The following is an 8,306-nucleotide window of genomic DNA, read 5'->3' as shown; positions in this document are numbered from 1 at the left end:
GGCGGAACTGGTCCACCACCTCCGCCACCAGGTGGCCCAGCTCCAGCGGCGCGGGCTCCAGTGACAGCCGGCCCAGCTCCAGCCGCGACACGTCCAGCAGGTCATTCACCAGCCCCGCGAGCCGGTCCACCTGGCGCTTGGACTTGACGACGGTGGAGGGCTCCACGGGCAGCCCCTGCTCCAGGCGCCGCTCCATCGAGTAGAGGATGAGCTTGAGCGGGGTGAGGGGCGTCTTCAGCTCGTGCGAGGCGATGGACATGAACTCCTCGCGCACGCGCAGGGCCGCCTGGGCCTCGCGCAGCAGGCGCGCGTTCTCCACCGTCACCGCCACCTGCCCGGCCGCGGCGCTCCACAGGTCCAACTCGCGCAGGGAGAAGGAGGTGCCCTGCTCCTTATAGAGGACGAGCAGCCCCACGGCGCGATGCGGGGCCAGCAGCGGCACCGCGGCGAAGATGGAGCCCACGGCGTCGCCATAGCCGCGCTGGACGCCAATCTGCGGGTGGCGGGTGAGGAGCGCCGCCTCGAAGGAGTCGGCGTGCGACTCGAGCGCATCCTCGGGGGAGTCGGTGCTGGCCAGGTCGGACACGGCCACGCGGCGCAGGGGCTGGCCGTCCTCGGTGAGGTACACCTCGGCGCGGCGCACCTGGGCGCAGCGCACCACGGCGAGCACCGCGGCCTTGCACACGTTGTCCACGTCCAGCGTCTCGCCCACCTCGCGGGCGATCTCCTGGAGGGCCTGGGCGAAGGCGACGTCATCGTCGGCGCCGGAGGGCTCGAAGAGGAGCCAGGCGCCGGGCTCCGAGCCGGGGCGGCCGGGCCGGGCCTGGATGCGCATCTGCTTGAGGCCGTTGGTGATGACGTGGCCCGAGTGGCTGCGGCCCTCACGCAGGGCACGCTCCAGGGCATCGCGACCGCGGCCCCCGTCCAGCACGGAGAGCACCGCGTCCCCCGGCCGGAGGTCCACCCCCGTCTTGGCGGTGAAGTCCGGCTCCAACCACGCCACGCGCAGGTCCGGCCCGAGGCGGACCATGGCCTGGGGAACGCACGCGAGGATGTCCTGGAAATCGGAGGGCAGCATGTGGGGCCAACACCTGGAGTACGCCCACGGTACCGGGCAGACAAGATGGCCGCCCCATCCTGCCCCACCCTGGACGGCGGGCGCGTTGAGGCCCCGACAGCGGGGGTGCCCGGCAGGGGAGGGAGCGTTCACCACAGAGAGGCTGCATTCGGCGCTGTGTGTGTTAGACGACACCCGCCATGCCTTCACAGCCTTCCAAGGACCTCCAGACCTTCCCCAACCCGGCGCCGGATCGCGACTACGAGATCGCCTTCGACGTGCCGGAGTTCACGTGCCTCTGCCCGCTGACCGGGCAGCCAGACTTCGCGAAGTTCAAGATCCGCTATGTGCCGGACGAGCGCTGCGTGGAGCTGAAGAGCCTGAAGCTCTACATGTGGGCGTACCGCAACGAGGGCGCCTTCCACGAGAAGGTGACCAACACGATCGCCGACGACATCGTGCGCGCCATCCAGCCGAGGAAGCTGACGGTGGAGGGCGACTTCTTCGTGCGCGGCGGCATCGGGACGCTGGTGACGGTGACGCACGAGAAGAAGGCCAACGGCGGGGCGAAGGCGAAGAAGAGCGCCCCCGCGCGCCGCAAGTAGCCCCTACTGGGCGAGGTTCATCTTCTCGTCCAGCTCCTGGGCCCGCTTGTCCGCATCGGACTCGATGCGGTCAGCGGCCTGGTGGACGTTGTCGAGCTGCCGTTTGGCGGCGCTGGACTCGCGAGGGGTGGACGCGTCACCCAGGTGGTTCAGGACGTAATACGCGCCGCCCACGACGACGGCGATTCCCAGCACGACGGTGACGATCTTCCCCATGTGGCGCTCTCCGAGGCCGCGTGCGTCAGCGGATGCTCAATTGTCGCACGAGTCCCATCCAATAGGACTGGGTAAGGGCCAGCCCGGTGCCCAGCCCCGCGGCGACGGCGAGGAAGGCGACGAGCCACCGGGTCCAGGGCCGTGAGGACTTGGACTGCTCGTCGAAGTCGGTGACGGCGCGCAGCTCCGCCTGGGTGAGGTGGGCGAGGGCCTCGCTCTCGGTGAGCTTCTGGCGCTGGCGGAGGAAGCCGACGAGGAAGGCCTCGTAGGACATGCCCACGCGCGGGGCGAGGAAGGCCTCCAGCTCGCGGCGCATGGCGGCGGCGTGGGGGAAGCGGTCCGAGGGCCGTACCTGGAGGGCGCGCGTGATGATGTCCGCCAGCGGCCTGGGGACGTGGGGGGCCACCTTGTGCAGCGGGGTGAAGGCCCCATCGCGGATGCGGGCGAAGACCTCGCCGGTGTTGCGGCCCAGGAAGGGGCGGGCCCCGGAGAGCGCCTCGTAGAGGAGCACCCCGAGCGCGAACAGGTCCGTGCGCCCGTCCACCGGCGCGCCCGTCACCTGCTCGGGGGACATATACGAGGGGGTGCCCACCGCCATGCCCTGCGCGGTGAGGGCCTCCAGGCCCACGTCCTTGGCCACGCCGAAGTCCATCAGCTTCACGTCGCCCGTCTTCGCGAGCATCACGTTGGCCGGCTTGAGATCTCGGTGGATGATGTGGCGGAAGTGGGCGTGCTCCAGCGCGGCGGCGATGCGCGCGCCGATGGCGGCGGTCACCTCGGGTGGCAGCGGCCCCTCCTTGATGAGCTCGTGCAGGGTGGGCCCGTCCACGAACTCCATCACCATGAAGAGGACGTCGTTCTTCTCCACCAGGTCATAGAGCGTGACGATGTTCTGGTGGCGGAAGGCGGCGAGCGCGAGCGCCTCGCGGCGGAAGCGCGAGACGGCCTCCTTGTCCCGCGTGGGGTCGGCGAGCATCTCCTTGATGGCGACCTCGCGCTGCAACTGCTCGTGCAGCCCCCGGTACACCTGCGCCATGCCTCCGCGTCCCAGCTCTCCAAGTACACGGCAGGCGCCAATCTTGCGATGTCTGACTACGGGCTTCTCGGTGGAGGGCACGGAGCGGAGGGTACCGAATTCGCGCGCGCGGCGTCGACTCGCTCGGAGTGCAGACAGCCAGGCGGTAGAAATTCCTGTTCACAAGAAGAGAGAGCTACACACACCGGGCACCCGCTACGCTGCGCGCGCCATGAAGAAGACTCTTTTCCTGCTTCCCGCACTCCTCATCGCCCTCCCCGGCTGCCTCGTCGTCCGTGACACCGTGTACGTGCCCAGGACGAAGAAGTCCGAGTTGAAGTCCCGTCCCGATTGCCACCCCAGCCAGTACTGGGATGGCGAGAAGTGCCGCCACAAGGGCAAGGGCAAGGGCGCTCGCAAGCACGACGACTGACGCGCACCGACGTCCGCCCACGGATGGGAGCCCAGGCCGCGCATACCCTCACCCCCGCCCTCTCCCGAGGGGAGCGGGAGTCGCTCGTGCTGCTCGACGGCGGCGCCGAGGCCTACCCCCGTATGCTGGAGGCCATCGCCTCGGCCACCCGGCGCGTACACCTGGAGGTGTATGCCTTCGAGCGCGAGGGCGTGGGCACCCACTTCGTCTCGGCCCTCACCGCCGCCGCCCACCGCGGCGTCGAGGTGAAGGTCATCGTCGATGGCTGGGGCTCCATCGGAGAGAGCCGCGCGCTGGCGGACACCCTGCGCGCGGCCGGTATCAAGGTCCGCATCCACAACCCCCTCACCTCCATCCTCCTCGGACGGATCTGGCGCAACCACCGGAAGATCCTCCTCGTGGATGACGCGGTGGCCTTCCTCGGTGGCATCAACATCGGAGACCACTACGCGGCCCAGGAGGGACAGCCAGGGTGGGCGGACCTGGCGCTGGAGCTGCGGGGGGAGCTCTGCGCGCGGCTCGGCGCGCGGCTCAACGCGGGCGCCTCCACGCTGGTGGAGGGCCCGGTGCGCATCCTCCTGTCCGGCTTCGGCGGTGGGCGGCGCCTGCGGGCGCGCTACCTGGCGGCCCTCGCGCACGCCGAGCAGCGCGTGGTGCTGGCCCATGCGTACTTCCTGCCCAACCGGAGCTTCGTGGGCGCCCTCAAGCGCGCGGCGCGGCGCGGGGTGGAGGTGCACCTGCTGCTGGCCGGCCGCAGCGACGTGCCCTTCGCTCGCGCGGCCACCCTGCGCCTGTACCGCACCCTGCTGCGCGCGGGCGTGCACATCCACGAGTGGACGGCCACCACCCTGCACGCCAAGGCGGCGGTGGTGGACGGCCAGCGCCTGCTGGTGGGCAGCTTCAACCTCGATCCCCTCTCCCTGGTGAACCTGGAGACGCTGGTGGAGGTGGACGACGCGGCCGTGGCCGCCCAGGCCACGCAGTGGGTGGAGCGACACCTGGGCCAGGCCCGTCCCGTGCGCCTGGAGGACCTCGCGCCCTCGGGCCTCCGGCGCTGGCTGCTGGAGGTGGTGGGGCTCGCGGTGGCTCGCTTCTCCGAGCGCCTCGCCAGCTTCATCGGCTCCCGGCGGATGCGCCGCCGGGACTGACCCGCGCCACCGCCTCCAGGAGCTGCTCGAGCCGGAAGGGCTTGCGCAGGAGGACCCGCCAGCGGCGCGGCTCCGAGGCCGGCAGCGCGGTCTCGCTCATGAGGATGACGGGCACGTCCTTCAAGTCGGGGCTCTTCTCCAGCTCCTCGAGCACCTGGAGGCCGGAGAGGATGGGCATCATCATGTCCATGATGACGAGGTCCGGGCGCTGCTTGCGCAGGCACGCGAGGGCCTCCCGGCCATTGCCGCAGACGCTCACCTCGTAGCCCTCGTCCCGCAGCACGTCCGCGAGCACCTGCTGCACGTCGAACTCGTCCTCGATGACCAGGATGGTCCTCACCGCCGCCTCCCGCCACCCCGGCCCGTGCGCGGCTTCTTGCGTGTCCCCTTCTCCTTCACCTCTCGCAAGCGCCCGTGCCCGCTGAGGATGACCTCCGCGCTCTCGAAGGAGTCGGCCACGTCGAGGCCCTCCGGCTCGATGCGGAACTCGCGCAGCGAGGTGTCGTAGCGGCTCTCGCGCATCTTCATGATGGAGAGCAGCCGGTAGATTTGAGAGCGCAGCTCCACGTAGCGCAGCAGCAGCACCGTCTCCACCACGTTGGCCAGCTCGGGGGTGGGCAGGTCCACCTCGGACTTGAAGAGTTCCAGCTCGTCGGTCATGACGGTGGTCACGTCCTGCATGCGCAGTTGGTTGGTGAGGGCCGACAGGAAGCGGGGAATCCGGTCCGGGTACACCGCGGCGGCACGGAAGCCCTCGGCCCCGTCGATGAACAGACGCCGGCGCTCCTTCTTCGCCTCGCCCTTCATCTTCTCCAGGAGCTGCTCCGCCAGCGAGTCCATGAAGTGCTCCAGCGGCGGCTGCCACACCAGATCGATCCTGCCGTCCTTCACGTACCGCTCCAGGGGGATGCCCACGTCCTCGGCCTTCTCGATGAGACGGGGCGGCGGCTCGTAGAACCCGAAGTAGGTGCCGTGCTGGCCCTGCCGGGCCCCCTCCACCAGGAAGGAGAGCCCCAGCAGCGTCTTTCCCGTGCCCGGCGCCCCCACCAGCGCGGTGGTGGAGCCCGAGGGCAGTCCGCCTCCGAGCATCTCGTCCAGCCGCGGCAGGCCGAAGGCCATCCGGACGCGCTGCTCGCGGGCGATCTCGGGCGGTCTGGCGAACTGAATCTCCGTGCGCGGGTGGATGACCATGCCGTCGTCGGTGATCTCCACCTCATGGCGCCCACGCAGGTAGTCGCCGCCGCGGAACTTGTGCACCGTCAGCTCGCGCACCGCCCGCGGGCCGATGAGCTGATCGGACAGCTCGATGACGCCATCCACCAGGGCGTTCTCCACATGCGTGCGCGCGCGCACGTTGGAGAGCAGCAGCGTGGTACAGCCCAGCAGGCTGGCCGTGGCCTGGAGCGAGTGCACGAACTCCCGGTAGGCCTGGGGGCTGGTGGCGAACTGCTCCGCGCTCTCCATGCCGTCGATGACGAAGAGGTTGGCCTTGCGCTCGCGCAGCGAGCGGCGGATGAGCTCCAGCAGCCCGGTGAAGCCGTCCCGGCGCACCTCCTGGTAGCCGCTGATGTAATAGAGCCGGTCGGGGATGTACTCCGGCTTGAAGAAGCTCATCGAGTTCAGGTGCGCCACCATCTTCGAGTGCGACTCGACGAGCAGGGTCATGTAGACGCAGCGCCCGCCATTCTTCTCGATGTGGTTGCAGCACAGCTGGTTGGCGAAGATGGTCTTTCCGCTGCCCGGCGGCCCCATCACCGCATAGGTGCCGCCCTGCTTGAGACCGCCCTTCAGGATGAAATCCAGGCGGGGGATGCTGCTCTTGACGCGCGTGTCCCTCACCTCGCCGCTCTTCTCGGACTCACTCATACTCTCCCGTCGCCCTCACCGGCAGGCACAGCGTGAAGCAGGAGCCTCCGCCGTCCCGTCCCGTCAATCCCACCGAGCCCCCATGGGCCCGGGCAATCTCCCGCACGATGAACAGGCCGAGCCCGAGGCTCTCCACCCGGTGACCCGAGGTGGCCCGCTCGAACGGGTTGAAGATGCGCTCCCGGTCGCCCTCGGCCACGCCGATGCCCCGGTCCTCCACCCGGAGGCACACCACCCCGTCCACCCGCTCGGCCTGGACCGAGATGGGCCCGCCCGCGCCGTACTTGATGGCGTTGGTGATGAGGTTGCCGAGCGCCTGCTCCATCCGCATCCGGTCCCAGTGGACCTCCACCGGGGGGCAGTCCCGCACCTCCAGCCGCGAGCCCACCTGCTCCGCCTGCGCGCTGAAGTGCTCGCGGACCTCATGCACCAGGGAGCCCAGCTCGAAGGTCTCGAGCTCCAACTCGAAGCGGTTGTTGCGGGCCCGGCTCACGTCGAGCAGGTTCTGCACCAGCATCCCCAGCCGACGGATGTGCCGCAGGGCGGGCTCCAACCTCTCGGCCAGCTGGGCGCCGGAGAAGGTCGTCTCCCGGCGGGCTCCGCGTATCAACCGCTCCACCACCAGTTGGAGCACGGTGATGGGAGACTTGAGCTCGTGCGCGGCAATGGACAGGAAGGTGTCGCGCGCCCCGAGCGCCCGCCGCAGGTCCGCCTCCGCCCGCTGCCACGGACTCACGTCCTGCAACGTCACCGTCGCCACGCCCGGTGAGCGGGAGTGGTCCATGCGCGCGTGCAGCAGGAAGGCCCTACGGCCCTCGGGGGTATCCCAGTGGAAGAGCACGCCCTCCAACGACTCCCCGCGCGCGGCCCGTGCCACCGGATGCTGCTCCGGCGTCAGCCGAACCCCCTCCGAGTCCAGCACGGGAGTCGGGTCCAGGGGAACGAGGGAGAAGGGCAGTGCCCGTACCGCCGCGTTGGCGAACAGCACCCGGGCGGACCCCGCTTCCACGCGCAGCACCGGAACGGCGAGGTCGTCGAGGATGCTCTCCAGGCTGGACTGCTCCGCCACACCCCTCTCCCTTTTCACCCCCGCCGCGAGAACGGCTGGCGTCCTCGGCCCCGATTTCGCAGGAGGTAACCGTGGTCCTGCAAAATGGCCATGCGGTCGTAAATGGCAACCGCGCGAAAGGAAACGCCTCGTTCCCGAGCGTCGCTTGCTCGACGCTCATGGAACGAGGCGCGAAGGAGAGCGACCGGAGGAGCGAGCGGCTTCTCGCGCTCTGGCTCAGATCCTCCGTGACAGCTCCCGTCCTGGCTCAGCGGCGCGTGCCGCCGCCCGTCCCCGCATCATGCTTGCTGGCGCCAGTGCCACCAGCGCCCGTGCCGGTCGTCGAGCCACCCGTGGTCCCCGTACCCGTGCCAGTGCCCGTGCCACCCATGGTGCCGGTGCCCGTGCCACCCGTGGTGCCGCTGCCCGTACCACCCGCGCCGCTGCCACCCGTGGTGCCGCCGCCACTGCCCGTGCCACCCGCACCGCTACCACCGATGTCGCCGCCCATATCACCCGAGCCGCCCAGGTCACCCGTGCCGCCGCTGCCGACGTCACCCGAGCCGCCCAGGTCGCCGGAACCGCCGGTGTCGCCCGCGCCGCCGCCCAGGTCACCTCCGGAGCCTCCCGTGGCTCCACCACCCGTGGAGCCGGAACCTTGCTGGTTCATGCCCGCGCCGCCCGTCCCCTGATCCGCGCCGCCCTGTTGATTCCCCGACTTGCAACCCGTCCCGAAGAGCAGAGCCGCCGCCAGAGCGCCCACGAACACAGCCTTCACGTTCTTCATGGTCTTTCCTCCCGGTAGAACTACAACTTGGAGGGTAGGTACGCCCCACGCACTGTCGCATTGGCCTTCGATACAGGGAGCCAGAGGAGCAGGCGCTTCAGTTGCTCGGCGGATCGACGACCGCCGAGCCC

General features: G+C 70.0%; 10 protein-coding genes. 3 read left to right on the top strand and 7 right to left on the bottom strand.

Annotation, left to right across the window (positions count from 1 at the left end; all coding sequences use genetic code 11):
* Window positions 1-1,078: GAF domain-containing sensor histidine kinase (locus VF794_RS15495; protein WP_331111127.1), on the bottom strand; the 1,078-nt coding region annotated here is incomplete at its 3' end.
* 179 nt (window positions 1,079-1,257) lie between these two features.
* Between VF794_RS15495 and queF the strand changes: the two genes are divergently transcribed.
* Window positions 1,258-1,662, top strand: a complete 405-nt coding sequence (queF, locus tag VF794_RS15490; protein WP_331111125.1) for a preQ(1) synthase — start codon at window positions 1,258-1,260, stop codon at window positions 1,660-1,662.
* Window positions 1,663-1,665: 3 nt separating this feature from the next.
* Here the strand turns inward: queF and VF794_RS15485 are convergent, their stop codons facing one another.
* Window positions 1,666-1,878 carry a hypothetical protein gene (locus VF794_RS15485; protein WP_331111124.1) on the bottom strand — a complete coding sequence of 71 codons (213 nt, stop codon included), beginning with the start codon at window positions 1,876-1,878 and terminating at the stop codon, window positions 1,666-1,668.
* A gap of 25 nt (window positions 1,879-1,903) precedes the next feature.
* On the bottom strand, window positions 1,904-2,914 hold the full coding sequence (locus VF794_RS15480; protein WP_414640910.1) for a serine/threonine-protein kinase: 1,011 nt from the start codon (window positions 2,912-2,914) through the stop codon (window positions 1,904-1,906).
* Between the two features lie 211 nt (window positions 2,915-3,125).
* Here VF794_RS15480 and VF794_RS15475 point away from each other — a divergent pair, with 211 nt between their 5' ends.
* Both VF794_RS15475 and VF794_RS15470 read left to right on the top strand, forming a co-directional pair.
* On the top strand, window positions 3,126-3,326 hold the full coding sequence (locus VF794_RS15475; RefSeq protein ID WP_331111121.1) for a hypothetical protein: 201 nt from the start codon (window positions 3,126-3,128) through the stop codon (window positions 3,324-3,326).
* A 23-nt stretch (window positions 3,327-3,349) separates the two neighbouring features.
* Complete coding sequence (locus VF794_RS15470; protein ID WP_331111119.1) at window positions 3,350-4,474, top strand: phospholipase D-like domain-containing protein; 1,125 nt, start codon at window positions 3,350-3,352, stop codon at window positions 4,472-4,474.
* Here VF794_RS15470 and VF794_RS15465 read toward each other — a convergent pair.
* The 4 genes from VF794_RS15465 to VF794_RS15450 form a co-directional block, all read right to left on the bottom strand.
* Window positions 4,440-4,814, bottom strand: coding sequence for a response regulator (locus tag VF794_RS15465; RefSeq protein ID WP_331111117.1), 375 nt, complete (start codon window positions 4,812-4,814; stop codon window positions 4,440-4,442). The two genes, VF794_RS15470 and VF794_RS15465, sit on opposite strands and share 35 nt — an antisense overlap.
* Window positions 4,811-6,340, bottom strand: coding sequence for an ATPase domain-containing protein (locus tag VF794_RS15460; protein WP_331111115.1), 1,530 nt, complete (start codon window positions 6,338-6,340; stop codon window positions 4,811-4,813). Before VF794_RS15460 ends, VF794_RS15465 begins: the two co-directional genes overlap by 4 nt.
* Window positions 6,333-7,409: a HAMP domain-containing sensor histidine kinase gene (locus tag VF794_RS15455; RefSeq protein ID WP_331111113.1), complete on the bottom strand. Its 1,077-nt coding sequence runs from the start codon at window positions 7,407-7,409 to the stop codon at window positions 6,333-6,335. The genes VF794_RS15460 and VF794_RS15455 overlap by 8 nt, the downstream gene beginning before the upstream one ends.
* 247 nt (window positions 7,410-7,656) lie before the next feature.
* A complete protein-coding gene (locus VF794_RS15450; RefSeq protein ID WP_331111111.1) occupies window positions 7,657-8,175 on the bottom strand; it encodes a hypothetical protein in 519 nt (172 codons plus the stop codon).
* Between the last annotated feature and the right edge of the window lie 131 nt (window positions 8,176-8,306).

The organism is Archangium sp., assembly GCF_036389735.1.
Lineage (GTDB): Bacteria > Myxococcota > Myxococcia > Myxococcales > Myxococcaceae > Archangium.
Note: the sequence above shows the minus strand (reverse complement) of the source record. Positions and strands in the feature narration are given on the sequence as shown.

Coding starts and splice junctions, on each gene's coding strand:
- queF (WP_331111125.1), top strand. CDS start 1,258: ATGCCTTCACAGCCTTCCAAGGACCTCCAGACCTTCCCCAACCCGGCG.
- VF794_RS15485 (WP_331111124.1), bottom strand. CDS start 1,878: ATGGGGAAGATCGTCACCGTCGTGCTGGGAATCGCCGTCGTCGTGGGC.
- VF794_RS15480 (WP_414640910.1), bottom strand. CDS start 2,914: ATGGCGCAGGTGTACCGGGGGCTGCACGAGCAGTTGCAGCGCGAGGTC.
- VF794_RS15475 (WP_331111121.1), top strand. CDS start 3,126: ATGAAGAAGACTCTTTTCCTGCTTCCCGCACTCCTCATCGCCCTCCCC.
- VF794_RS15470 (WP_331111119.1), top strand. CDS start 3,350: ATGGGAGCCCAGGCCGCGCATACCCTCACCCCCGCCCTCTCCCGAGGG.
- VF794_RS15460 (WP_331111115.1), bottom strand. CDS start 6,340: ATGAGTGAGTCCGAGAAGAGCGGCGAGGTGAGGGACACGCGCGTCAAG.
- VF794_RS15450 (WP_331111111.1), bottom strand. CDS start 8,175: ATGAAGAACGTGAAGGCTGTGTTCGTGGGCGCTCTGGCGGCGGCTCTG.